This is a genomic window from Brevibacillus sp. FSL L8-0520 (assembly GCF_037963895.1).
GTDB classification, from domain to species: domain Bacteria; phylum Bacillota; class Bacilli; order Brevibacillales; family Brevibacillaceae; genus Brevibacillus; species Brevibacillus borstelensis.
Genome location: NZ_CP150171.1, coordinates 2,118,273 through 2,142,772 on the forward strand (window position 1 = coordinate 2,118,273; position 24,500 = coordinate 2,142,772).

Genomic DNA, 24,500 nt, shown 5'->3' on the forward strand with positions numbered 1-24,500 from the left:
AAATCAGGAAAACGACGTAAACTACTTTTTGTACTGACCAGTCAGTTCAAAAAAACAAACGGGAGGCTGAGGAGGGATGGCACGTTCGAAGAAAGATCAGATTGTGGAAGCAGCGTTGACTGCCTTTGCTCAATACGGATACAGCGATACGACGATGGATGCGATTGCCGATGTGGCTGCGGTGGCGAAAGGGACGCTGTACTACCATTTTTCAACGAAGGAAGAGCTGTTTCTGTACGTGATTGAAAAAGGCGTGAAGATGCTGATCGATTCCGTGGACAGCGTGATGCAGCGAGAGGATTTGTCAATGGATCAACGCGTGCTGTGCGTTCTGGATGAGCATCTTCGCTTCTTTTCCGAGCATCGGGAGCTTTGTCTTCTCTTGTTGAGCTTCTTTACCGGAGACCAGCAGCGGGATGAAATGATCGGGAAGCTGCTGTCCGGCTATTTCATGGCCATGGAGGCCTATGTTGCCGAGCTGCAGCAGGAAGGCTTTGTCAGACCGGATATTGAGGTCCGTACAATGGTCTCCTCGCTGTTCGGCATGGCTGGTTTTACGATGCTGCGGAAGCAGTTCCGCAAAGAGACGGGAATTACGGATTCAGACCGAAGGACGCTTCATATGTTGCTGTCCGGAGTCTTGATGAAAGGGTAAAGCAATCAAAAGGCTGATGAATCATGCAGCCGAGCACGACACATGCAAAGAGAGAATGGAAAAGAGGAGAATGAACGATGAATAAACGAGCGTGGATAGGAGTAACCGGTTTTGTCGTCTGCATTGCTGTACTGGGGGCATACCTGATGGGACCGGGTGCAGGTAGCGTGGCTGGTCAGCGCTCCAAGCAAGTCGCCGGGGTTGTCGAAGGAACATCCGTGGATCTTTCCTTTAAAATGGGGGGCTCCATCGCAGATATCATGGTCAAGGAAGGCGACGAGGTAAAGGCTGGACAACTGGTCGCGACCTTGAACAACGAAGAGCTGCTGGCAAAGCGCGAGCAGGCGCAAGCTGCCTACCATCTGGCACAGGTAAAGCTGGAACAGGCAAAGAAAGGCGTCGGAATAACGGATACTTCCAGCAACGCGCAGGTAAACCAGGCTTTGGCCGTGGTCAATGCTGCCAAGGCGCAGTATGAAGCGAACAAGAACGGCGCCCGCTCAGAAGAAGTGTCCCAGCTGAAAGCCAAGCAGCAAGCGGCGCAAACGGCCAAGCAAATTGCGGAGACGCAGCTCCAACGGATGAAAAAGCTTCTCGAAGAAGGGGCTGTCCCGCAGGTGAAGGTCGACGAAGCGCAGATGGATTACGAAAAGGCGGTTGCGGAGCAGAAGGCAGTTGAGGAGCAGTTGAAAATGGCCCAGTCCGGCTCGCGCAAGGAGCAGCTCGATGCAGCCAAGGCGCAGTGGGAGCAGGCGCAGGCCGCCTACGATCAAGCTGTCGCTGCACGCGGACAGGTCGGCCTTAAAGAACTGGACGTAAAGTCGGCTGAAGCGGGAGTACAGCAAGCGAAGGGAGCTTTGGAAGAGGTAGAAGCGTATCTGAACAACACCAAGCTGACTGCCCCTGTCGACGGCGTCGTCAAATCGGTAGCTGTGCAGAAGGGTGAGCTGGTTTCGCAAGGCTTCACTGTTTTGACGATCCAGACGAAGCAAGACAACTACGTGAAATTTTACGTGGATGAATACGAGATTGCCGGAATCAAAGCCGGGGATACGGTCAACCTGTTCGTGCCTTCATTGAATCGTGAAACCGAAGCGCGTGTAGTCAATGTAGCGCCTGCGGCCGATTTCGCGGTGAAAAAAGCGACACAGGAGCTGGGCGATCGCGATATCCGCGCATTCCAGGTCAAAATGGAAATTCACGATCCAGAAATTCTGCCGGGCCTCAGCGTAGAATGGAAGCTCGAAGGGGCTGGTGAGCGTGAGTAACCTGTCCCGGCTGTTTTGGGAAGAATGGCGTCGCATTTTTACAAACAAGACGATTGTGACGGTAATGTTTGCCGTACCGGTGATTTACCTGACTTTGTTCGGATTTTTGTACAGCGAGAAAAAAGTGACGGAAATTCCGACGGTCGTGGTCGACGCCGATCAGACAGAGCTGAGCAGGGAGCTGTCGCGCGCTTTCGATGCCGACCAGACATTCCGCGTCACCCATATCGTCAACACAGAAACACAAGCGATGGACCTGATTGACCAAGGCAAAGCGGCAGTAGCTGTGATCATTCCGGATCACTTGGAGATGGACGTCAAAGCCGGACGGGACGCCAGTGTACTTACGGTTATCGACGGCAGCAACATGATGATCTCCAATACCGCTGTCCGCGCTGCCAATACAGTCACGAAGACGGTCTCTGCGGGTGTGACCTTGAAAAAGCTGGAAGCGCATGGCGGCTGGGGCGAGGAAGGGATGAAGCTGTACACCGGGATCGACTACCGCTATCGCGTCCTGTACAATCCGACCTTCAGCTATATGTCGTTCATGGTTTTTGGTTTGGCTGGAACCGTCATGCAGCAGGTTCTGTTCCTCGGGATTGCCCTCTCAGTCACCCAGCAAAAAGAAGCGGGGACATGGAGGGAGACGCTGGCTGAGAATTCCTTCTGGGCGATCGCAATCAGCAAGCTGCTGCCGTACTTTCTGGTTGCGACCTTCAACCTCGTGCTGACCTTTGCGATCCTGCTGAAAGGCTTTGGCATCCCGTATTACGGCAGTACGGCACATTTGCTGCTGATCGGCACCGCTTTTAACCTCGCCGTGCTGGCCATCGGTTTTGCGATCTCGTTTTACTCGAAGGACCAGCTGCAAGCTACACAGGCAGCCATGATGATTGCAGTACCGTCCTTCATGCTCTCGGGGTACACCTGGCCGCTGATGTCCATGCCGCCGGTGATTGCGGCGATCGGAAAGTCACTGCCGCTGACGTATTTTCTCGATGGAGTTCGGGAAGTTTTGACGAAAGGCCACGGGCTTTCCCACATTACGTATCAAGTGTCCGTTCTTCTGTTCATGACGCTGCTGGGCTTGTTTGCAGCCTACCTGACCTATCTAGTCCAAAGCAAAAAAGCGGCAGCTGCCGCCCCTGAAACGACAAACGCATAGGCAGGATTTGCAGAAAAGAAATCCTTGTGTTGCAAAGAACCTATCCAGTATACTTATCAAAAAAAAGCAGATTCTTTCAACGCGAGGGGGACATTATGTCAGTGACTCATCTGAAGCAATTGTGCGAAGAGACGTACACGAAGTTGAAAAGAGTAAGCATGGATCTGGAGCGCTTTTTAAATCAAGTCACCTTGATGGGGCTGGTCAATCAGTCCGGTGATCCGGAGGAGTACGAGGCTTACTACCGCAACTACCTTTCCGACTTGCGCCATTTGCTGGTGTACTGTGAGAACGCGTACGAGCGGCTGGGAGTTGCTCTCCGCCGGGCGAGGTTCAATGAAGAGTATGCCGAAGAAGTCCTGTACCAGGTGTATCATTCCTGTATCAACAACTTCTACTACCCCAAAGGAGAAGTATACGACGAGGATGGCCGTTATTCGTACACAGACCATGATGCCATTATCTTCCGCAAAGAAGTAACCCCTGAGCTCAAGCAACTGACGATTTCGCTTTGCAAGGTTTTTGAGCAAATGCGTGATGACCTGCATTATTACGAGACGGATTACATTACGAAAAAACGGATGCAAAAAGTATAAAAAAGAAAGTAGACCCTTCCGACAGGTTCACATTCGACCTGCAGAAGGGTCTTTTTGCTTACACTTCCACGGGCTGGAGGGTATTTTTGAGAAGATGCTCCACCTCGTCCAGCATGGCACGGCGAGCAGCCTCGCTTACGTAAGGAACAGCCGCAAAGTTGTGGTACAGTGTCTTGTATCCCATCATGCTGAGCGTTCCGTCCGCCATCTGTTTTTTCATGACCTCGTCCATTCCGCTTGCCCGCATGTCATGCTCAGACTCGCGAGTCGTCGTCATGACAAGGGCTTGCTTGCCGTTGAGCAGACCGACAGGCCCTTTTTCCTCATAGCGAAAGGCGAAGCCGTTTGTAAACACCCTGTCAAAATACCCCTTCATAATGGCTGGCGGAGACCACCACCATACAGGGAAGATCATGACCAGCAGATCCGCGTCTGTAATTTGCTGCTGTTCTTCTGCAATATCCGCACTGACATGTCCTTCCTCCACACGGTGCATGTCTTCGCCGCGAAAAACAGGCTGGAAATCTTGTTGATACAGATCGCGGACAGTATAGGAGATTCCTTCCCGGTCCAGAGTTTGCTTGGTCCTCTCCAGTATTTCGTGGCAAAAGCTTGTATGACCCTCATGAGCAAAAACGATGTACGCCTTCAATGCCATTCCTCCTGTTGTCGTCAGGTGCAGTGCGCCAGTTTTCTCTTGGCCAGGCTGTTATTCTTACTCAAACCCTTGCCGCAGACGCAGGAAAAACTTGTTGAGCAGGCCGCCGATGGTTTCGGGCTTCTCTTCTCTCATTTCCTGAGCGGCGGGCTTCAAGCTTCTGATCGCGGTATTGACGTTGATCAGACCGTATCCGTACAGTTTGTCTTTGCCCGGAGGCCCGAGGTCGTCCGCCGAAGAGCGAATGACTTCCATCACTTCGGTGTTTTTCATACCCGGACGGACAGAGCGGAGGAGCGAGGCCAACGCGGTGACGTGCGGACACGCCATTGAGGTGCCGGAAAGCACAGCGTAGTCGCTATAGATATAGGTACTGGGAATGTCTACACCGGGCGCAGCGACATCGACTTGAGCGCCAAAATTGGAAAAGTCGGCCCGTTCCCGATTGTGGTCAACAGCCGCTACAGACAGGACTTCCTTGTAAGAAGCGGGGTAACTGGGCTGTTCGCTGGCGTCATTGCCGGATGCGGCGACGAGGACGACATTTCGTTCAAAAGCGTAGCGGCAGGCCTCCTGCAGGGCGGCAGACGGGGTGTAGTTGCCGACGCTCAGATTGATCACGTCGGCTCCATGATCAGTAGCCCAGTAAATGCCTTGGGCGATGTCAAATGCGGAGCCGGAGCCGTCCGCCCCGATTGCCTTGATCGGCATGAGCTTGCTGTTCCAGGACATTCCGGCAATCCCGTCGGCATTGTTTGTACGGGCCGCGATTACTCCCGCCACATGGGTGCCGTGGCCGTTGTCGTCTTCAGGCGTATTGTTGTCTTCCAGCACATTGTAGCCTTCTACCAGCTTGTCCTGAAATTCGGGATGCGTCATATCAATACCCGTGTCAACGATGGCGACAACCACCTTGTTGCTGCCCCTGGTGATATTCCAGCTGTCCTCCATCCCGATCATCGGCAGATTCCACTGGTATTCCCGGTAGTAGGTATCGTTTGGAACGCGGTTTGGAAGCAGCAGATAGTTGGGCTCCGCGTAGACGGAGTCGGGATGTTCGGCCAGCTTCTTCATCAAGTCTTTGGTCGAAAGCGAGCGGGATTTGATAATCATGGCTTGGCCGTAATCGCGTTTCACTTTTCCATCCAAAGAGGCGAGCAGCTTGTCGATCGTTTTCTGATCGGGGCGAGGGTGGAACCGCACGACAACTTCGTGTTCGACATAGTGACTCTTATCCTGTTCATTGTGGTGCAAGGTTTTGATATGGGCGCTCTTCTCCAAGTCTCGACGGACGTCTCGCACTTGTTCGATATAGTTGATCCTCGGGATGCTGGTGTTGACCGAGGTAAGGCGGGGGTGAGGCTCGCGCATTTCCTGATTCTGGTGCCAGGTCAGTGGGATGACCGCCAGGCCGACCAACGCGAGGGCTACGAAAATCGGGGGCAAGGCTCGCAAAAAAACTCACTCCCTCCATGCTTTTATAGATATAGCGTGTGCACGGAAGGAGTGATTATGAAGAAAAAAAGCTGACAGTTTATAGAAAGTCCTCTTTTTGTTTGCAAAAACGATCCAGCGGGCAAGCTCGTCCAACTGACCGGGATCAGATCAGCTTTAGCTGGCGAAGACCGTGGAAAATGCCGTCTGCATCCACATGCCGTGTGACCAGATTTGCCAACGGCTTTACATCTTCATGGGCATTCCCCATCGCGACGCCCATCCCTACATAGGAAAGCATTTCCTTGTCATTCAATCCATCGCCAAAGGCAACCGCATCCTCAGGTGCCAGACCGTAATGGCGCAGCACTGCTTCAATGCCTCTAGCCTTGGAGCCGTTGGGCGGCAAGACATCGAGAACATTCGGATGCCAACGGATGAATGTGACCGGATGAGCTCGCTCCAGATATTCTTTTGCTTCCGTTTCCTTGCAGTACAAAAATGCTTGATAGATCGGCGTCTGCTCCCAGTATCGCTCATGGTAGCCAGGGGGAGACAGCTTTAAATAATGAAAAGAATCGATGACGTCCGGGTGGTCAGCCTTGTTTGCATAGCAAGTGTCAGCTCCCAAAAAAACCATCGGGTGCTGATTCGATTCTGCATGTGCTTCCAGAGCTTCCAGGGTAGCCGTGCTCATCGGCGTATGGTGAATACGTTTTCCCTCGACAACGACATAGGAGCCGTTGAAACTGACAAAGGTGTCGATATCCAATTCATCTGCGATCGGGGCCAGGTGGTAAGGGGCTCGTCCGGTTGCGATCGCGACGCGCACACCGTTCGCTTTCAACCTGCGGATAGCGGCTTTTGTATCCGGGGGAATGGTGTGCGCTGTGTTCAGCAAAGTGCCGTCAATGTCAAAAAAGACGATTTTGTATGGCATTCTCTCTCTTCCTCTCCAATACGCAGCATGCGCAATCTCGTTGTCTGCTTCCATTTGCGGACATAATAAAGAAAAGGAATGCCGGCGGGGACATTCCTTTTGCCACTCAAACCTAGAATACCGCCAATTCTGTCTCGCTGTCAAATACGTGGCACTTGGACAAATCCATGCCCAGCTTGACAGACATGCGCGGTTTAAAGCCTTCGCGGGCATCGACGCGGGCAACCATCTGGGTTTCGCCCACGTTGGTAAAGTAAACATACAGCTCCGATCCCATATTTTCCACTACATCAATGACAGCCTCGATGGAACTGTCAAACGGATTGGCTTCAATAAATTGATTGTCGCTGTATATATCCTCCGGACGGATGCCAAAGGTGACCTCTTTGTTGACATAGCCGCGCTCTTTCAAAAGCTTGGCTTTGTCCTCAGGGAAGCTGACATGGATGTGGGGGGCGTCGAAAACGAGGCGGCCCTCCTTTTCAGTAATGCGTCCTTTGATAAAATTCATCGCAGGAGAACCGATAAAGCTGGCGACAAATTGATTGACAGGGTAGTTGTATATGTCTGTGGGGGTAGCCACTTGCTGGATCAGGCCATCCTTCATCACGACGATCCGGTCGCCCATGGTCATCGCTTCAGTCTGGTCATGGGTAACGTAAATAATGGTCGTATTGAGCCGTTGGTGCAGCTTCAGGATTTCCGTGCGCATCTGCACCCGCAGCTTGGCGTCAAGGTTGGACAACGGCTCGTCCATCAAAAACACCTGCGGCTCGCGGACGATCGCGCGTCCCAGTGCGACACGCTGGCGCTGCCCGCCGGAAAGCGCTTTCGGCTTGCGGTCCAAAAGGTGGGAAATGTCGAGGATCCGAGCGGCTTCCTGTATCCGTTTGTCAATTTCCGCTTTGGAAAATTTGCGCAGCTTCAAACCAAAGGCCATGTTTTCGTACACGTTCATATGAGGGTAGAGGGCGTAGCTTTGAAAGACCATGGCGATGTCCCGGTCTTTTGGTGCGACATCATTGACACGCCGGTCCCCGATGTACAGGTCGCCCTCCGATATCTCCTCCAGGCCCGCAATCATCCGCAGAGTTGTAGATTTCCCGCAGCCGGATGGTCCGACGAGAACAAGGAATTCCCTGTCTTCGATTTCAAGATGAAAATCATTAACAGCAATGACATTGTTTCCGAATTTTTTGTAAATGTGCTGCAAGCTAACTTTAGCCACGAACGGCACCTCCCCGGAATATACATGCTGTCTAATACGTATGGTATCCATATCGTACCAGCAACAGAAAGAGGTGCTCTATGGTCAAATTGCACGAATTGTTTGGTTATTTTTGACGAAAGAGCAGAAGAAGCTGCAGCAGAACGGCTTCGGTGAACTGCCGCGGGTCCAGTCCGGTCTGTTCGGTAAGCTTGTCCAACCGGTACAGCAGCGTATTTCGGTGGAGAAAAAGCTGCCGGGCTGTCTCGCTGACATTCAGGTGCCTGGCAAAAAACGTTTCCAGCGTCTCAACCTGCTCCGCATTCAACTGAGGCAGAGGGATCATCTCTTCGATGGCCTTTTGCAGAGACTCCGTTGTCTCCGGGCCAAGCATCATCACCCAGCGCTCCAGCGGAAATTGGCGTACGCTGGCAACCATTGTTTTTGGCCGGAATTTACGCAAGGCACTGGACAGGGTTAAAGCCCGCGTCAGAGCGTCCCCCAGCTGTGGCGGCTGCCCGACTGGCTCGCCGACGATAACCCGCACATTTTCCATGCATTCCGTCGAGAACAGGTCATGCAAGCCGGATGCCCACTCCAAGCCCGTTTCCTCGTCGAGCTTTGAGCCAAGAGCAGACAAAGGGACTGCCAGCAACAGGTAGGGGAAAGGCAGGGGAAACTGGGAGAGGGAAGCCCCCTTGAAAAAATCCGGCAGGATCGGAGCAAGGGAATGCCATGAAAAGCCTTCCCGGCACTGCTCCAGCAAAAAAGGAACCCGCGGCTCTTGCCAATGCAGTTGTTTTGCCAACCCGGCAGGAGGGGGAGTAGGCGCTCCCAAAGCGATCTCGTGTAACCAGTTCGCAAGCTGTGACTGGTCCGAGGCGGCCTGCAGCTTCTCCGAAAACATGAGGGAGAGGAGCGCTCGCGGAACGCCTTCCCACGCTGTGCTCGGAATCATCACGATGCTGCATTGGCCGCTCGAGCTTGCTTGGGCGACGATCTCCCAGCCTTCCTCTTCCAGTCGCAGCGACTCCGCCCTGATCTGTTCTACGGTACCGCACAAATAGGAAATAGGCAGGTTTGTCGCCTGCCGGATTTTATCGACTTCGTATTTCCAATCGTTCATCTCCGCACCCCGTCTTTTTATCCGTTGGCCTCATTATACCTTAATCGAGAGCCAGGGTGGGAGCAGCTTCTGCTGCAGGTACCTTCTTTACAGCTTGGATGTCCTCTGCCGCATGCACCGTCTCAGAATTCACTTCGTGAGACTGAGCCAGGGCGAAATACGATGCAGGCGCGAGGGTGTGCAAAGCGATCTCGGGACGCGAGCGCAGGCGAATGTTCAACCCGGTCTGTCCCACGCCCTCGCTGATGTAGAAGGGACGGCCGTCGAACTGATGCAAGCCTTTCACCATGTTGAGCTTTGGCAGTTTCCCCATCTTTGCCAAATGGTATGGCTTGGGCCAGTGAATCTGCCCGCCATGAAAATGGCCTGCGAGCAAATAGTCGTACGGATAGTCCTTCATTTCCAGGACGAGGTTGGGGTCATGCGTCAATACAAGTCGCAGTCCCTCTTCGGGAACGCCGTTGAACGCCTTTTTCAGATCGCTGTGGCGGGTAGCGTAGTCATCAACTCCGATAATGTGCAGCGGTTGGCCATACGCATTTACCGTTACGTGCTCGTTGATCAGGACCTTGCAGCCGATCCGTCTCAGCTCCGCTATTAGCTGGGCCAGTTTTGGAGAGGAGAGGACATAGTCGTGGTTGCCCAGGACAACGTAAGTGCCGAGACGGGGCTGAAGCGACATGACGGTTTCCACGTAGCGGACGGCTTTGGGGATATTTTTCTCGCGATCGAGCAGGTCCCCTGTGATCGCGATCAAGTCGACGTTGCGAGCAGCATAGTCACGGGCGATCTGCTCCGCCTTGATCGAAAGGTTTTCCATATGCAAATCGGAAAGGTGCAAAATGGAAAGCGGCAAATGCCGTTCTGCGTTTGGCACTCGTTCCGACTGTTTCAGTGCAATATCGACAAATGTGGTGTTTACTTTAAACGTATTGCGGTAGGCACGGGCAAAGAGGACAGCAATCAGCAAAAAAAAGAAAATCCAGGTCATCCCGGATCTCACCTCCGCATTATGATTTGTACGTCTATTATACGGATAAAAGATTCGATAGGGGAAGTAGGTTTTTGGTAGGAGGAATTTGTCAAGAAGTGAAGAAATATTATGAAAGTTGAAAGAAAAAGATCCTTCAGCCACACAAGGAGAGTGAGAGGTATGAAAGTGGAAATGATTCCAACTACGGAAGGACAAAGCAACCTGACGAATTATGAGGAAGCATATGCCAACTTTGATTGGTCCGAAGTGGAAAAGCAGTTTACCTGGTACGAAACGGGAAAGGTAAACATGGCTTACGAAGCACTTGATCGACATCTTTTGACAGAACGTAGGGATAAAACAGCTCTGTTGTTCAGCGACGCAACGAGAAATGAAAGCTATACGTTTGCCCAGTTGAGCGAGTTGTCCAACAAATTCGGGAATGTGCTGCGCAATCTGGGGATTAAAAAGGGAGACCGCGTATTCGTCTTTATGCCGCGTTCCCCGGAATTGTATGTAAGCTTTTTTGGCATTTTGAAGCTCGGCGCTATCGTCGGGCCGCTCTTTGAAGCTTTTATGGAGGCTGCCGTCCGTGACCGCTTGGAGGACAGTGAAGCAGTCGCCATCGTCACGACTCCAGCCTTGCTGCCTCGCATTCCTGTAAAAGACCTGCCACATCTGAAGCACGTGATCGTAGTAGGGGCGGATGACTCGCTGGGTGAAGGGCTGATCAGCTTTGAAAAAGCGATGAGCGAAGCTTCCTCCGACCTGGAGATCGAATGGGTCGACCGGGAAGACGGCATGATTCTGCACTACACCTCCGGTTCTACAGGGAAGCCGAAAGGGGTCCTGCATGTACACAACGCGATGATTCAGCATCTGCAGACAGGAAAATGGATTCTCGATTTTCAGGAGGGAGACATCTACTGGTGTGCAGCGGACCCAGGCTGGGTAACGGGAACCGCTTACGGCATTTTCTCCCCATGGCTGAACGGCGTCACCAACGTCGTGCGGGGTGGACGATTTACGCCGGAGGCTTGGTACAAGACAATCGAGCAGTACAAGGTGTCGATTTGGTACAGCGCGCCTACAGCTTTCCGCATGATGATGGGTGCGGGCGATGAGCTCGTCAAGCAGTTTGACCTGTCGTCCCTGCGGCACGTCCTGAGCGTCGGCGAGCCGCTCAATCCGGAAGTCGTTCATTGGGGAATGCGGGTCTTCCAGAGACGGATTCACGACAACTGGTGGATGACCGAGACAGGCGGACAAATCATCTCCAACTACCGCTGCATGCCGATCAAGCCTGGTTCGATGGGCAAGCCGTTCCCGGGCATCTACGCGGCGATTCTCGATGATCACGGAAATGAACTGCCGCCCAATCGCATGGGGAATCTGGCCGTCCGCGCCGGCTGGCCGTCAATGATGCGGCAAATCTGGAAAAACCCGGCCAAGTATGAGGAGTATTTCCGCTTTCCGGGCTGGTATGTATCCGGCGACTCTGCTTACAAAGACGAGGATGGCTATTTCTGGTTCCAGGGCCGGGTAGACGATGTAATCAACACCTCCGGCGAACGGGTCGGTCCGTTTGAAGTAGAGAGCAAGCTGGTGGAGCATCCGGCGGTTGCTGAAGCAGGCGTGATCGGCAAGCCCGATCCGGTGCGTGGGGAAATTATTAAAGCGTTCATTTCGCTGCGGGCCGGCTACGAGCCAAGCGAGGAATTGATGGAAGAAATCCGCAAGTTTGTAAAAGAAGGGCTGGCTGCGCATGCGGCCCCGAGAGAAATCGAGTTCCGCGACAAACTGCCGAAAACCCGCTCCGGCAAAATCATGCGCCGAGTGCTGAAGGCTTGGGAGCTTGGACTTCCAACCGGCGATCTGTCCACGCTGGAAGATTAAGAAGCGCAAGCTTGCCTGCATCGCCCGACAATACGAAAAAACTCCTGACAATCGCGTCAGGAGTCAGGCTGTCGAGAAAGTCGACAGCCATTTTTATTCCCCTGTATTTTATGACGACACCGCGTTAATGTGTTATAATATTCTTGTAATTACATTTACTGGCGGGTGATTATTGTGCTTTCCTCTAATGAAAAAAAGCAACAAATGCAATATGAATTTGTATGCCTTGATGAGTTGGTCCCGGAGGACCATTTGCTACGAGTTATTCAAAAGCATGTAGACTTCTCTTTCATCCGAGAAAAAGTACGCCAATACTATTGTGAAGATAACGGTAGACCAGCCATTGATCCGGTGGTTTTATTTAAAATGATTTTCATTGGATACCTTTACGGTATCCGGTCAGAAAGACAACTCGAAAAGGAAATTCAGACGAATATCGCTTACCGCTGGTTTCTTGGCCTTTCACTAACAGATCGAGTTCCAGACCACACTACCATCAGTTGGAATCGTCGAACTCGTTTTAAAAACACAAATGTTTTCCAAGAGATTTTTGATGAAATCGTTCGCCTTGCTATCCAACATCGCATGGTTGGCGGACGTGTTTTGATAAGTGATTCCACTCATCTGAAAGCAAATGCGAACAAACGTAAATTTAAGAAGCATGTTATTGAAAAATCTAGTCGAGCCTACCTTAGTGATTTAGAAGCAGCCATTAATGAAGACCGTGAAGCACACGGAAAAAAGGATTGAAGCCTAGAGAGGATGTGAAGGAAGAAAAGGAAATCAAGGTGAGTACTACTGATCCGGACAGTGGTTACATGGTTCGTGACGGAAAGCCTGAAGGCTTTTTCTATCTCGATCATCGGACAGTCGATCATAAGTACAATATCATAACTGATGTACACGTGACTGCGGGTAACGTTCATGATTCTGTTCCTTATGTAGATCGGCTACAACACCAAATTGAGAAGTTTGGGTTTACAGATACCATTGAAGCCGTTGCATTGGATGCTGGCTATTTAACTACTCCAATCTGCAAGGCTCTGCACGATCTAAATATCTTTGCCGTCATTGGCCATCGAGCTTTTTCACCTGTTAAAGGCCTTATCGCCAAATGGCGGTTTAAATATGATCCCGAAAAGAATGTCTATATTTGCCCCCAAAAACATGAGCTTGCTTATTCGACAACTGACCGTAACGGATACAGAATGTATAAGTCAAATAAAGAAATATGTAAGGCATGTCCGATGCTCACTATGTGTACACGGTCAAAAAATCACCAAAAGGTGATAACCAGGCATGTATGGGAAGAGAGTAAAGAATGGGTTCGACAGAACCGCTTAAGTAAGTCAGGAAAATACCTATACAGGTTGAGATACCAAACGATAGAGCGAAGTTTTGCAGATGCCAAAGAACTGCATGGACTTCGCTATTGTAGGTTGCGCGGACGTGAAAATGTCCAAGAGCAAGCGTTGCTGACAGCAACCGTTCAAAATATAAAAAAGATAGCACTCCACCTTGCAAAGGCATGTTAGGTGTGGTGCTATCTAAGACTTCCAGCACTTCGTGCTCAATTTTATTGTTATGAAAGAAGAAACTCCAACATATTGTGGGGTTTCTCGACAGCCTGACTCCTGACAATCGCGTCAGGAGTTTTTTGCTTTCCAGTTTTTTGCGATCCGTGGAAAGAAGGACTCAGGAAGTAGCTTTTGGATTATCGTGATGATGACTACGGCTGTGACCAGGAGCAGAGCCGTGGTCATCATGATCGGAGGGTGCGTGGCTGTGAACATGTCCGTGATTGTAGCCGTGTTCGTGGTTGTGTTCGCGATCATGTCTGTGATCGTGCTTGTGCCCGTGATTGCCCCCATGATCATGCCCGTGAACATTTGCCCATGGCTGCTTTTTCTGGTGGTTGTCGCCGTGATTTTCGCAAGCCAGCTCTGCGTGTCTGATCGAGGAGTTTTCCACCTGGATCGTCGTATGCGGAATGCCAAATTCATCGTGCAAAATGCGGATGGCTTCATTCAAGATCGGGTAGCTTGGCAAGCTGTCGTGAACGGTCAAGTGGCAGGTGAGCGAATCAAAGCCTGACGTGACTGTCCAGACGTGAAGATCATGGACCTCTTGAACGCCGCTTATTTGCTCCAAGCGTTCTTTTATTTTTCTCGTGTCAATCCGTGATGGGACTGCCTCCATTAAAATGTTGACCGATTCTTTTGTGACGCGCCAGGTGCTGAACATGATCAGGACAGCTACGATGATGCTGATCAGCGGGTCGGCCAAATACCAGTCAAACCACATCATCAAAAGGCCGCCGATAATGGCCCCGACAGAACCGAGCAGGTCGCCGAGCACATGCAAGAAGGCACTGCGAACGTTGACGTTATTTTTATAGTCGCCCCGCATCAGTACGAACGCAGCGGCGATATTGGCGAAAAGGCCGATGGCGGCGATCGCAACCATGGTGCCGCTGGCCACCTCAGGCGGATCCCACAGCCGCTGGTAGGCCTCCCACAGGATGACAAGCGAGATGACGACCAGTGTCACCCCGTTGACTAGAGCAGCGAGGATTTCAAATCGGTGCAGACCGTACGTTCTTTCGGCAGAAGGCGGGCGGGAAGCCATGATGAATGCAAGCAGGCTTAACAACAGAGCCATTGCGTCACTTAGCATGTGACCGGCATCTGACAGGAGGGCAAGGCTGTTGGTCATGAATCCGCCGATTACCTCGACGACAAGAAAGACGGTGATGATGGACAGGGCAATTCCGAGAGCGCGTTTGCTTGCGCCCTTTCCATGGTGATGGTGCGAGTGGTCGTGGGAATCGCCGTGGTGGTGATGGAAACCCATAAGATACGCCTCCTCTGTCAATGAGAGCATGAAATTAGTAATTGCAAATCCGCTCGATCAAGTACGCCGCGTCCAAGCCAACTCCCCCGAGCAAGGCAGAAGAGCGGCGATACTGCCAGGGCAGCCCCAGAAAATAAATGCCTTTTGCGGGAGAAACTCCACGAGTATGCAGGGGTTGACCCTTGGGATCGAGAACTCCCGGAACTTTTATCCAATCGTAGCGGGAATAAAAGCCTGTACTCCATATCACATTGGCTATGTCAGTGCGGCTGCCGTCTGCAAAAACTGCGGTTCGTCCCGACAAAGCGACGGTGCGTTCCTTTAGCTGGAGAGTTCCGGCCTTTTCCCATTTGCGCAGTTCACGCCTGTAGCCAAAGATCGGGTCTGGTTTTGATTGTAGCCATTTTCCCAAGCTTGAGGTTATCGGTGCCGTCAACAGGCCTGTAGCCTGAAAGTACCAGAACATGGGCTTCCCGAACAGGGAACGGGGAAGAAACATCCTCTTTTGCCCCATGGAGAGGTAAACGGTTCGATGGGAAGCAAGCTCTGCGGCGATTTGCGCACCGGAATTGCCGGAGCCGACGACGAGCACCGGCCCGTCTTGAAGCTGCGTTTCGTTTTTATAGTGAGCTGTATGGAGCTGCACAATATCATCGGCTGCCTGCGTATGCATCAGCGGAATGTTCGGAACCTGAAAGGGCCCGGTTGCAATGACGATCTGTCGGGCGCTATAAGTGCCGTCCGAGGTTTCCACGCGATAACCCGAGCCGGTTGGGATTAGGGTCTGTACTTCCGTATCGAGCTGAATCGGGAGAGAATGATGCGCAGCATACCGCTCCAGATAGTCGGCAACCTCATCCTTTGCAGGAAGGCCGCTCCGTTCGCCGGGAAAAGGAAGTCCGGGAAGATCGCTTTGTTTGCGCGGGGTGAACAGCACCAACGAATCATAACGCTCTCTCCATACATCCCCAATCCGCTTATGTTTGTCTATCAGGAGGCAGGATATTCCTTTTTTGACCAAGTAGTATCCCATCGCCAAACCGGCTTGGCCGGCTCCTACGACGATAACCTCGTATGTTTTCATGCAAAAACCTCGTTTCTTAGGGGAAAGCTCCCATTTTAAAGGTTCCAGATGAAGTACCGCATGCTGTTAGGAAAAGTATACCAAAAACAAAACAATAATCAAGCATATATTTGAATGATGAGAATAAAAAAATGGCCGCCAGGTTTCAGCGGCCCAGCAAAAGCTTATCCGGCAACTGATTGAGCAGCGGGGAACCGATAGGCGCGATGACGCGTAAGGTCGCCTCGATGCTTGACGTAGAGTGGTCCCCATGCAGGGTTGGCATCGTGCATCTCCTTGAGCAAGGCGAGCATGCCGGCAAAAATCGCTTCGATGTTTGCGTTTTTCTCCAGAGAAGCAGTGACGGAAGCCGCCACGACATGCGCGGCATACATCCCTGAAACGTAGCATTCATGCAGCTTTGACTCTGAGTGGATATGTGCCCGGATTTGGCTTGCGATGCGCTCATCTTCGTTATGCCAGTTCTGGATTTGTCCGAGTGAATGCTGTTCGAGGCTATTGAGACGTGATTCTGTTATCGCTTGAGCGACGACAGCAGCAGATTTCCGGGCAGTTTTGGCATCGACTGTCTGCCTTCCGAGCTGGATGGTAGTCAAATCCTTGTCGGTCTCGGCGGAAATCGCCTCTGCCCACGCTTCCGCCTGGTCAAATTGAAGCAGGCGAACGGTTTCGGCAGCAAGATAGCCGCGCAAAATATCGGCAGGATGGGAATCGTACTCAGGCCCCGTGTTTCGCAAGGTCGGCGTCCCGTTCCATGCACCGTTCAGCCCCCGGAAATAGCCGATCAGGCCGATACCGGCTGCGGGTCCCATGTTGAGGATTCCCAGTACATCGGAAGCGGTCTCATCCACTCGTTGCGACCAATAATTGGCCAATCCCAAGGTGAAATTTTGCTTCAACAATTGCTCGCGAATTTTTTGCGCCAGTTCTTTCAATAGGCCTGTGTCTGCGTGAAGAATGTCATGCCCCGCGGTTTCGTGGCTCAGCGCAGACCATCCGAGCAGGCCCCGTTTGGCATGAGAGGGCGGGAGATTGACAATGCCTGTTTCAAGGCCAAAGTGAGAGGCGGCCGCAATGGTCCACGTATAAGGACCGTATTCAGGCCGTCCCCACTTGACCAGCGGAGCTGTCACACTGAGGTCGGGAGGCTTGATTCCATTTCGGTCGGATGCACTTAGAAAGCCGTCATACAAGTCGCTGACCACTTCCTGGAAGGCATCGGTAGCGCGGTCTTCATAGCCTTCTCCGTTTTGGAGAATGGCCTGTGCGATGTCGAGCAGCAAACCGGCAGCCTGCTCCCGGTTGGGATCGCGGCGAAGCAGCTCGGCAAAGCCTTTTTCGGAAAGCTCGTCCAGTGCCTTGATGAAGGGCTGGTAGACGCGATCCTGATAGAGTGGCGGGAGCTTTTCCCGTGCGGCGACTAATCGAGTATACAGCTGTTGAAAGTCCGTAGGGTCTTCAGGTCCTCGGTTGTTGTCCAAGGCTGCCTCCATCACGTCTTTAATGCACAGATCCATATTCCCGATATCCGGTTGATTCATAGATGACGCCTCCTTTTGTCAAGAGTTTGCTCTAGACCAGTCAGCAACGTCAAACGGTGAATCTATATCGTGGGAAAAGCCGACCACCTCCTTTCCATGCAGTACACGGTAATCTGAAAACATAAAAGTGGAAGAAGACTGGCGTGAATGACAAGAAAGTTGTTGGCGGGATGATGGAAGTGCCCGGAGCAGGGGGAGAAAGGGGAAGGGCTCCGGGATATCAGGTCAGTTTTGTCTTCGTTCGGCTGCATGCTCAACGCCAGAGAGAATCAGATGGCGGACATGATCATCATCGAGGGAGTAGTAGACCAGCTTGCCCTCTTTCCGGTGACGAGCCAGCCCCATATTGCGCAAGAGGCGCAGATGGTGAGAGGTATTGGCGATCGTACCCTCTATCACGTTTGCTACATCACAGACGCATAGCTCCCCTTCGAGGGCGAGGGCGTATATTATTTTCGCTCTCGTATCGTCAGCAAGCGCTTTAAAGATGGTCGCTACGCCGTCGGTTTCCTGCATGCGCGGCTTCAAACGGTTTACCTTGGCTTCATCGACACTTTGCATTTCGCATATGTGGGCGTCTTTTCCGAGCGTATCATCAGATGGCACGTCATCACCTCCCTGTTTAGGTATTATAAAACGGATTGAGCTGGAAAAAAAGTACAGGTATGCAATTCGTGCAAGCAATCTCTTTTTTACATTTCCCAATAGGTGGAATTGTTGTAAAGAATGCATATAATGAGTAAGGACAAGCAATTTTGAAGCTGGATTGGAGGAACGAGCTGTGCTGGCAAAGATACGGGGGCTGTCTCTGGAAATCATGGGGGCTCTTTTGTTGGGAACGTTTGTCGTCTTGTTGCTGGGCAGAGGTGGAAGTGGCGAGTCCGGCTTGCTTGGCTTTCTTCAATCCCCGAGCTTGCTTGATGTAAAAACACTTTTTCTCAGCATTCTTCTGGAAGCCATCCCGTTTGTATTGTTGGGAGTTTTCTTTTCCGCCTTTATTCAGACGTTTGTATCGGAAGAGCAGGTAAGGCGCTGGACGCCTCGGCATCCGCTTGCGGCGATTCCTTTTGCGGGCCTTTTGGGAATCCTTTTTCCCGTCTGCGAGTGTGCGATCATTCCGGTCGTCCGGCGATTGATTCAAAAAGGGATGCCGGTTCATGTGGGCATTGTCTTCCTGCTGGCAGGGCCTGTCGTCAACCCGGTCGTATTTACATCGACGGTGGTTGCTTTTCAACGCTTTCCTGATCTGGCCTACTACCGGGTCTTGGCCGCTTTTCTCGTCGCCGTGATCACCGGTGTGCTGATATTTTTGACCGTCAAAAAGAATCCGCTCCGGATCGGTGTGGAGCAAGAGATTCGCCATGAGACGGCACATGCGGAAGCGGTCGGCGGCAAGCTCGGTGCTACGCTGAACCACGCGGTCGACGAATTTTTTGATATGGGCAAATACTTGCTGTTTGGCGCCCTGATCAGCTCAGTACTGCAAGTCTGGATCAGTCGGGAGACGCTGCTGTCTATCGGACAAACACCGTTTACTTCCCATTTGGTCATGATGGGCATGGCGTATGTGTTCTCGCTCTGTTCGGAAGCGGATGCCTTTATCGCGGCTTCCTTCGCAAATACGTTTCATGCCAGCTCGCTGTTGGCTTTTCTAGTCTACGGGCCGATGCTTGACTTGAAAAGCACGATGATGCTGTTTGGCTCGTTTCGATTCGGCTTTGTCGTCAAGCTGCTATTGACTGTGACGCTGCTGGTGCTTGCCGTCACATTGCTCATACCAGTGTAGGGGGGAGACAGATGGATGCGAATGCTGTAAAACGTCATTATTGGGTGCGCAGCTTTCTGTTGGCCGGATTTACGGTGCTGCTCGCGGAGCTGATCTGGTCGGGAAGCCTCAGTCAGTATCTGGCTCCGCGCCTGCATATGCTGAGCTATGTCACGCTCGGGGTTTTTTGCCTGCTTACGATTGCCAGTATCCGCCAGGCTGTCATTGGACCTACAGCCTATGAGTGTGACTGCGAGGACGCCCACAAGCTCCCTCGCAACCGCTGGATTTCGATTGTTGTGTACTCCTTGTTTGCTTTGCCGCTCTTGATGGGGTTTGTGATGCCGGACAAGATTCTCGGCAGCTCTTTGGCGGAAAAGCGGGGTGTTACGCTCTTGACAGGGGAAAGCCATTGGGTAAAGAAAGTCACCGTTGCTGCGCCTTTATCAGAGGAAGGTGCAGGAGGGGAGAGCGGAAGCGGTCGGTTGCCGGAGTCGTCCGGATCAGGCCAGAAAGCGAATGCCGCTGCAATTACAGGAGAAGCTGGGGATGCATCCAGCTCTAGGCAGGAGGTGGAAGTCGTCCCGATTGACTCGAATTCATCCGGAACAAACAGCATCGAGTCGAAAAATACGGACACAGGTCACGCTTCTGGCAATACAGCCGCAACAGACGAGGAACTACGCGCCTTGTTCAACCCTGAACAATTTGGCGGTTTTTATACCGATTTGGCAGTCAAGATGTACAAACAACCGGTAATTCTGCTGGATGACAAGCTGTTTCTCGACGGCTTGACGACGATGGATTTGTTCTCCAAGGAATTTGCCGGCAAAGAAGTGCAAACAATGGGCTTTGTGTACCGGGAGGCAGGATTTTCACCGGAGCAATTCGTCGTCGCCCGGTTCTCTGTTTCTTGCTGCACGGCAGATGCGACAGTCTTTGGCATTCTGGTCGAAGTGCCGGAGGCAAGCAAGTGGAAAACGGACAGCTGGGTGCAGGTTCGGGGAAAGCTGGAGTTGAGAAAAGTAAACGAGTACGACATGCTCGTGTTGAAGGCATCGAAGGTAGAAAAGGTAGAGGCGCCGAAGGACCCGTATGTCTATTACAATTTTGAAACGGCTCCCTCGCCTTGATCAGACTAGTTAACGCACCGAAGCGGGGAGCTTTTGCCGAAAAGAAAAAAGAAGCTGACGGTATCTGCCGTCAGCTATTTTTATGGCCCTAGACTTTGGGTAACTCAAGAAGTGGTTACACCAAAAAACATAGGCTCTTCCGAAAACAGGTCAGCGTTTCGGGGAACTGAATGAGAAAAGTCATGGGAACGACAACGACTCAATTCCCGGATCAATTGGTGCCCAAGCGCATTCTGCGGCGGGCCAGCATCCGGATAACCATCCCGTGGCGCGGCGAGAAGAGGAACGCCAGCAAAAACAAAAGACCGGAGACGGCTGTCATCGAGCCGGCGATCGAGCTGTCCATCCAGGAGGCGAGCAGATAGCCAAATACCGAGCAGAGAACGCCAACCCCCATACTGATAAAAAGCATGACGTGCAGCTTTTCCGTCAATAGGTATGCCGTCGCGCTGGGCACGACCAGCATCGCCACTACCAGGATGGCCCCTACGCTCTCAAACGCTGCCACGGTTGTAAAGGAGACCAGTGTCATCAGCAGGTAGTGGAAAAATACGACGGGAATGCCGATCGCGGCAGCAAGGGCGGGATCAAAGCTGCACAGCTTGAACTGCTTGAAGAAAAGGCCGACAAGCAGCAGGCTGAGCAGAAACACACCGCCAATTCCCCAAGCGGCACGCGGGCCCATGTCGATTCCGCCCCACTGCCATGTATCCCACGGGACATAAGCGATTTCTCCGTACAGGACGCAGTCCAGATCGAGATCGACCTGCGCGGTGTACAAGGAGACTAGCACGACGCCTACAGAAAACAGTGCAGTAAACGTCACGCCAATGGCAGCGTCCGCTTTCACGCCGTTTTGACTGAGAAGCTGCACGATAAAGACGGTCAACAGGCCGACGACAGCAGCACCGATCAGCATCGGCAAAATATCGCGGCTCCCGCTCAGCAAAAAGGCAATCACAATGCCGGGAAGGATCGAGTGGCTGATCGCATCCCCGAGCATCGCCATTCTGCGAAGGATCAGAAAGCAGCCCAGAAAACCGCATGAAGCAGCGACCAATGCCCCGGTCAAAATGATCCAGAACGTATTCATAGTGACAATCCTCCCTGCTCGCGGGCGTACAAGCGGCTTATGGCCTGTGTGCCTTCCGTCAGCTTCGGCGTCAAATCATACGCTTCGAGCTGGGCCAGCATCTTCTCCAGCATTTCTTCAGTCAACTGCGGTGCCAGCTCTTCCTGAGATTGATCAATGTGAACGTGATGATACTCATTTTGGTTCATGTGGTACAGGTCCCACAGCCTTTGGTTCAGCACAAGCAGATAGGAGTTTTTCAACCCATCCGGTGTAAACGTCCAGGTTGAACTTCCATCCGCCTTGGCACGTTCGGCCACGATTTTTTGCCGAACCATCTCTGCCAAAGCGCTTTTCACCTGGGACAAGCTTTTTCCGCTTTTCAAAGCGAGCTCGGCCGAACCGATTCCGAGGTAGACACCTCCCGGACGAGAGCTGCCTGCTTGCTCCTCCAAACACTCGTACAAGGCCTGCTGAACATCCTCGATCAGAACCTTGCGCCGCAGCTTGAAAAAACGGAAAAGACGCGCCAGCACCCCTCTGCGGGGAGAGAACAGGATCGAAAGGACAAAAAAGCAGGTTGCGGAAAGGACGATAGTCGGGCCGGTAGGCAGGTTTTCCTGCTGGGTGCTGATCAATGTACCAAGCACGCCGCTAAGCGCACCGAATACTCCCGACAACACGACCATTCTGCTCAGCTTATCCGTCCAGTATCGAGCGGTCACGGCAGGGGCGATCAACATGGCGGCGACGAGGACGACTCCGACTGCCTGCAAGCCGATCACGACTGACATCAGCAGCATCAGCATGAGCAATCCGTCCAAGAGGCCCATCGGATAGCCAAGGCCGCGGCCAAATCCCGGGTCAAAGGAAAGCAGGGTGAACTCCTTGAAGAGGATCGCCGTCAGCCCGATCAGTACACTGGCCACGATCATGATCGTCACCACATCGCTTTTCACCAACGAAGCAGCTTGCCCGAACAAAAATTTGTCAAGACCGCTCTGATTTCCGCTGGCGCTGTGCTGGATGAACGTCAAAAGCACGATGCCGATGCCGAAAAAAACGGACAGGACGATGGCCAGTGAAGTATCCTCCTTGATCCGGCTGTAGCGGGAGATGGCCGTAATGCTGTAGCTGGCCAACAAACCGGCTACTCCGGCTCCGATGAGAAACAGTCCGATCGATTTGGAGCCAGTCAAAAGAAAGATCATGCATACACCGGGTAACGCAGCATGTGCAAGGGCGTCACCGACGAGCGAACGCCCCCGCAGAAAGGCAAAGCAGCCGAGAATCCCGCTGCTTGTGCCGAGCAGGATGCATCCCATCAAAACCCATTGCGTATTGGGGTCTTGAAGGGCGAGAAGGAGATTCATGTTGCATCCGCCTCCCCGGACGTTTTGTCGTTGGTGAGGAGAACCTGGGTCCCCAGCACTTGCAAGCGGCCGCCATACGTTTTTTGCAGGTTTTCAGCCGTGAAGATCTCTTTGACGGGACCTGCGGCGATCACGCGTCTGTTCAACAGGATGACCCAGTCAAAGTACTCATCGACCGTCTGGAGGTCGTGATGGACGACCAGAACGGTTTTTTGCTGTTTTTTCAGATCGTTCAGAAGCTGAATGATAGCCCTCTCGGTGGCAGCATCAACGCCTGCGAACGGTTCGTCCATGAAGTAGAGCTGGGCTTCCTGGGCAAGAGCGCGGGCGAGGAAAACCCGCTGCTGCTGGCCGCCGGACAATTGGCTGATCTGGCGGTCGGCATAATCCGCCATTCCCACTTTTTTCAGGCAATCCAGGGCAAACTGCCGGTCAGCTTTGCCGGGACGCCGGAACCACCCCAATCGTCCGTATCTTCCCATCAAGACTACGTCGAGAGCGTCTGTAGGAAAATCCCAGTCTACCGACTCGCGTTGGGGGACGTAGCCCACCGATCTGCGCTGCTGGGAAAACGGCTTTCCATACACCTCCGCAGTGCCCGAAGCGGTCGGAATCAAGCCTTGAACCGCTTTGATAAACGTAGACTTTCCCGCTCCATTTGGTCCGATGATGCCGATCAGTTTTCCTTCCGGGACCGAAAGATTTACATTACGCAGTACCGGCTTTTTCTGATAGGCGACGGTCATATCGCGTACCAGCAGAGGTACAGCTCCAGTCTGGCTGCTCATCTGTCTTCCTCCTTTAGAAAAGTTAGTTTATTTTAAAGCGTTCACAATCGTATCGACGTTGTGGCGAACCATCCCGATGTAGTTGCCCTCCGGTGTGCCGGGCTCTCCCATGGCGTCCGAAAACAGCTCGCCGCCAATGGCTACAGTGTGATTTTTCGCAGCTGCACCTTGCACTACTGCTTCGATAGAGCGCTTGGGAACGGACGATTCCACAAAGACGGCTTTGATTTTGCGTTCAACCAGCGTATCTACAAGCGTCTGCACATCCTTCAGGCCATACTCGGAAGCGGTGCTGATTCCTTGCAGCCCCATCACCTCTACGTCATAGCCGCGACCGAAGTATTGGAAAGCGTCGTGCGCCGTGACCAAAACGCGCTGTTCTTTCGGGATCGAGCCGAGCTGCTCCCGTGCGTAATCATCAAGTTCTTTCAACTCTTGCAAATATCGCTCCGCGTTGGCCTGATAGCTCGATGCGTGAGCAGCGTCAAACGCGGCGAGATCGTCCCGTACCTGCTCGACAGCCTTCATCCATAGCGAGACGTCAAACCAGACGTGCGGGTCGGGGCTTTCAGGAGCAGCAGGGTCAGCCAGCAGATGCTCCCTTGTCAAACTGGCGGTAACCGCTTTTACCGGCTTCTTCGCACTCATTTTCTCGAAGATTTCGACCATTTTCCCCTCGAGATGCAGCCCGGAGTAGAAGATGATATCGGCCTGGTCAATCCGCTTGATATCTCCTTCGGACGCTTTGTACAGGTGAGGATCGACCCCGGCGCCCATCAATTGTGTCACCTCGACATGTTCGCCGCCCACTTCTTTTACAATATCGGCGACCATGCCTGTCGTTGCCGTGACTTTCCAGACAGTCTCACCAGCAGCCGGCTTTGTTGCCGGCTCCTCCTTTGTCCCGCAGCCGGTCAATAGAAAAGCAGCTGTCAAGACAGAGTAAAACGTTCCTTTCAGCACTCTTTGA

22 protein-coding genes are annotated in these 24,500 nt (G+C 52.6%); 8 read left to right on the forward strand and 14 right to left on the reverse strand.

Annotation, left to right across the window (positions count from 1 at the left end):
• Positions 1-76 precede the first annotated feature (76 nt).
• From NSQ24_RS10540 to NSQ24_RS10555, 4 genes are all read left to right on the forward strand, one after another.
• On the forward strand, positions 77-655 hold the full coding sequence (locus tag NSQ24_RS10540; protein ID WP_003387475.1) for a TetR/AcrR family transcriptional regulator: 579 nt from the start codon (positions 77-79) through the stop codon (positions 653-655).
• A gap of 77 nt (positions 656-732) precedes the next feature.
• Positions 733-1,923, forward strand: a complete 1,191-nt coding sequence (locus tag NSQ24_RS10545) for an HlyD family efflux transporter periplasmic adaptor subunit (RefSeq protein WP_024985123.1) — start codon at positions 733-735, stop codon at positions 1,921-1,923.
• Positions 1,916-3,091, forward strand: a complete 1,176-nt coding sequence (locus NSQ24_RS10550; RefSeq protein ID WP_003387472.1) for an ABC transporter permease — start codon at positions 1,916-1,918, stop codon at positions 3,089-3,091. Before NSQ24_RS10545 ends, NSQ24_RS10550 begins: the two co-directional genes overlap by 8 nt.
• 95 nt (positions 3,092-3,186) lie before the next feature.
• Positions 3,187-3,687: a DUF3907 family protein gene (locus tag NSQ24_RS10555; RefSeq protein ID WP_024985124.1), complete on the forward strand. Its 501-nt coding sequence runs from the start codon at positions 3,187-3,189 to the stop codon at positions 3,685-3,687.
• A 58-nt stretch (positions 3,688-3,745) separates the two neighbouring features.
• Here the strand turns inward: NSQ24_RS10555 and NSQ24_RS10560 are convergent, their stop codons facing one another.
• The 6 genes from NSQ24_RS10560 to NSQ24_RS10585 all read right to left on the reverse strand — a co-directional run bounded on the left by NSQ24_RS10560 (position 3,746) and on the right by NSQ24_RS10585 (position 10,043).
• Positions 3,746-4,339 (reverse strand): NAD(P)H-dependent oxidoreductase, encoded by a 594-nt coding sequence (locus NSQ24_RS10560; RefSeq protein WP_024985125.1) that lies wholly within the window; start codon positions 4,337-4,339, stop codon positions 3,746-3,748.
• Between the two features lie 63 nt (positions 4,340-4,402).
• Positions 4,403-5,800 (reverse strand): S8 family peptidase, encoded by a 1,398-nt coding sequence (locus tag NSQ24_RS10565; protein ID WP_003387469.1) that lies wholly within the window; start codon positions 5,798-5,800, stop codon positions 4,403-4,405.
• Positions 5,801-5,945: 145 nt separating this feature from the next.
• Complete coding sequence (locus NSQ24_RS10570; protein WP_024985126.1) at positions 5,946-6,719, reverse strand: Cof-type HAD-IIB family hydrolase; 774 nt, start codon at positions 6,717-6,719, stop codon at positions 5,946-5,948.
• 112 nt (positions 6,720-6,831) lie between these two features.
• Positions 6,832-7,947: a sn-glycerol-3-phosphate ABC transporter ATP-binding protein UgpC gene (ugpC, locus tag NSQ24_RS10575; RefSeq protein WP_003387467.1), complete on the reverse strand. Its 1,116-nt coding sequence runs from the start codon at positions 7,945-7,947 to the stop codon at positions 6,832-6,834.
• Between the two features lie 106 nt (positions 7,948-8,053).
• Positions 8,054-9,052 carry a helix-turn-helix domain-containing protein gene (locus NSQ24_RS10580; RefSeq protein WP_031931736.1) on the reverse strand — a complete coding sequence of 333 codons (999 nt, stop codon included), beginning with the start codon at positions 9,050-9,052 and terminating at the stop codon, positions 8,054-8,056.
• Positions 9,053-9,092: 40 nt separating this feature from the next.
• Positions 9,093-10,043 carry a metallophosphoesterase gene (locus NSQ24_RS10585; RefSeq protein ID WP_003387465.1) on the reverse strand — a complete coding sequence of 317 codons (951 nt, stop codon included), beginning with the start codon at positions 10,041-10,043 and terminating at the stop codon, positions 9,093-9,095.
• Between the two features lie 162 nt (positions 10,044-10,205).
• Here NSQ24_RS10585 and acsA point away from each other — a divergent pair, with 162 nt between their 5' ends.
• A complete protein-coding gene (acsA, locus tag NSQ24_RS10590; protein ID WP_003387464.1) occupies positions 10,206-11,921 on the forward strand; it encodes an acetate--CoA ligase in 1,716 nt (571 codons plus the stop codon).
• A 204-nt stretch (positions 11,922-12,125) separates the two neighbouring features.
• Positions 12,126-13,456, forward strand: a protein-coding gene (locus tag NSQ24_RS10595; RefSeq protein WP_122958896.1) for an IS1182 family transposase whose coding sequence is annotated in 2 segments (ribosomal slippage) — positions 12,126-12,666 and positions 12,666-13,456 — 1,332 coding nt in all. Because the reading frame shifts where the segments join, the coding sequence is not laid out codon by codon here.
• A 160-nt stretch (positions 13,457-13,616) separates the two neighbouring features.
• Here NSQ24_RS10595 and NSQ24_RS10600 read toward each other — a convergent pair.
• The 4 genes from NSQ24_RS10600 to NSQ24_RS10615 form a co-directional block, all read right to left on the reverse strand.
• Positions 13,617-14,774 (reverse strand): cation diffusion facilitator family transporter, encoded by a 1,158-nt coding sequence (locus tag NSQ24_RS10600; RefSeq protein WP_243014617.1) that lies wholly within the window; start codon positions 14,772-14,774, stop codon positions 13,617-13,619.
• 34 nt (positions 14,775-14,808) lie between these two features.
• Positions 14,809-15,858 carry an NAD(P)-binding domain-containing protein gene (locus NSQ24_RS10605; RefSeq protein WP_031931738.1) on the reverse strand — a complete coding sequence of 350 codons (1,050 nt, stop codon included), beginning with the start codon at positions 15,856-15,858 and terminating at the stop codon, positions 14,809-14,811.
• 164 nt (positions 15,859-16,022) lie between these two features.
• Complete coding sequence (locus tag NSQ24_RS10610; protein WP_024985130.1) at positions 16,023-17,399, reverse strand: hypothetical protein; 1,377 nt, start codon at positions 17,397-17,399, stop codon at positions 16,023-16,025.
• 225 nt (positions 17,400-17,624) lie between these two features.
• Complete coding sequence (locus NSQ24_RS10615; RefSeq protein ID WP_051567436.1) at positions 17,625-17,960, reverse strand: metalloregulator ArsR/SmtB family transcription factor; 336 nt, start codon at positions 17,958-17,960, stop codon at positions 17,625-17,627.
• A gap of 220 nt (positions 17,961-18,180) precedes the next feature.
• Between NSQ24_RS10615 and NSQ24_RS10620 the strand changes: the two genes are divergently transcribed.
• Together NSQ24_RS10620 and NSQ24_RS10625 are read left to right on the forward strand one after the other, a co-directional pair.
• A complete protein-coding gene (locus tag NSQ24_RS10620) occupies positions 18,181-19,185 on the forward strand; it encodes a permease (RefSeq protein ID WP_003387457.1) in 1,005 nt (334 codons plus the stop codon).
• A gap of 11 nt (positions 19,186-19,196) precedes the next feature.
• Complete coding sequence (locus NSQ24_RS10625) at positions 19,197-20,297, forward strand: TIGR03943 family protein (protein WP_339167757.1); 1,101 nt, start codon at positions 19,197-19,199, stop codon at positions 20,295-20,297.
• Positions 20,298-20,508: 211 nt separating this feature from the next.
• On the opposite strand, the gene NSQ24_RS10630 is transcribed toward NSQ24_RS10625, so the two are convergent.
• The 4 genes from NSQ24_RS10630 to NSQ24_RS10645 are packed head-to-tail and all read right to left on the reverse strand — an operon-like array spanning position 20,509 to position 24,448.
• Positions 20,509-21,390, reverse strand: a complete 882-nt coding sequence (locus tag NSQ24_RS10630; RefSeq protein ID WP_003387455.1) for a metal ABC transporter permease — start codon at positions 21,388-21,390, stop codon at positions 20,509-20,511.
• Positions 21,387-22,742 carry a metal ABC transporter permease gene (locus NSQ24_RS10635; protein WP_024985133.1) on the reverse strand — a complete coding sequence of 452 codons (1,356 nt, stop codon included), beginning with the start codon at positions 22,740-22,742 and terminating at the stop codon, positions 21,387-21,389. The genes NSQ24_RS10630 and NSQ24_RS10635 overlap by 4 nt, the downstream gene beginning before the upstream one ends.
• Positions 22,739-23,530, reverse strand: coding sequence for a metal ABC transporter ATP-binding protein (locus NSQ24_RS10640; protein WP_003387453.1), 792 nt, complete (start codon positions 23,528-23,530; stop codon positions 22,739-22,741). Before NSQ24_RS10640 ends, NSQ24_RS10635 begins: the two co-directional genes overlap by 4 nt.
• A 27-nt stretch (positions 23,531-23,557) precedes the next feature.
• Positions 23,558-24,448, reverse strand: coding sequence for a zinc ABC transporter substrate-binding protein (locus NSQ24_RS10645; protein WP_269745626.1), 891 nt, complete (start codon positions 24,446-24,448; stop codon positions 23,558-23,560).
• Positions 24,449-24,500 lie beyond the last annotated feature (52 nt).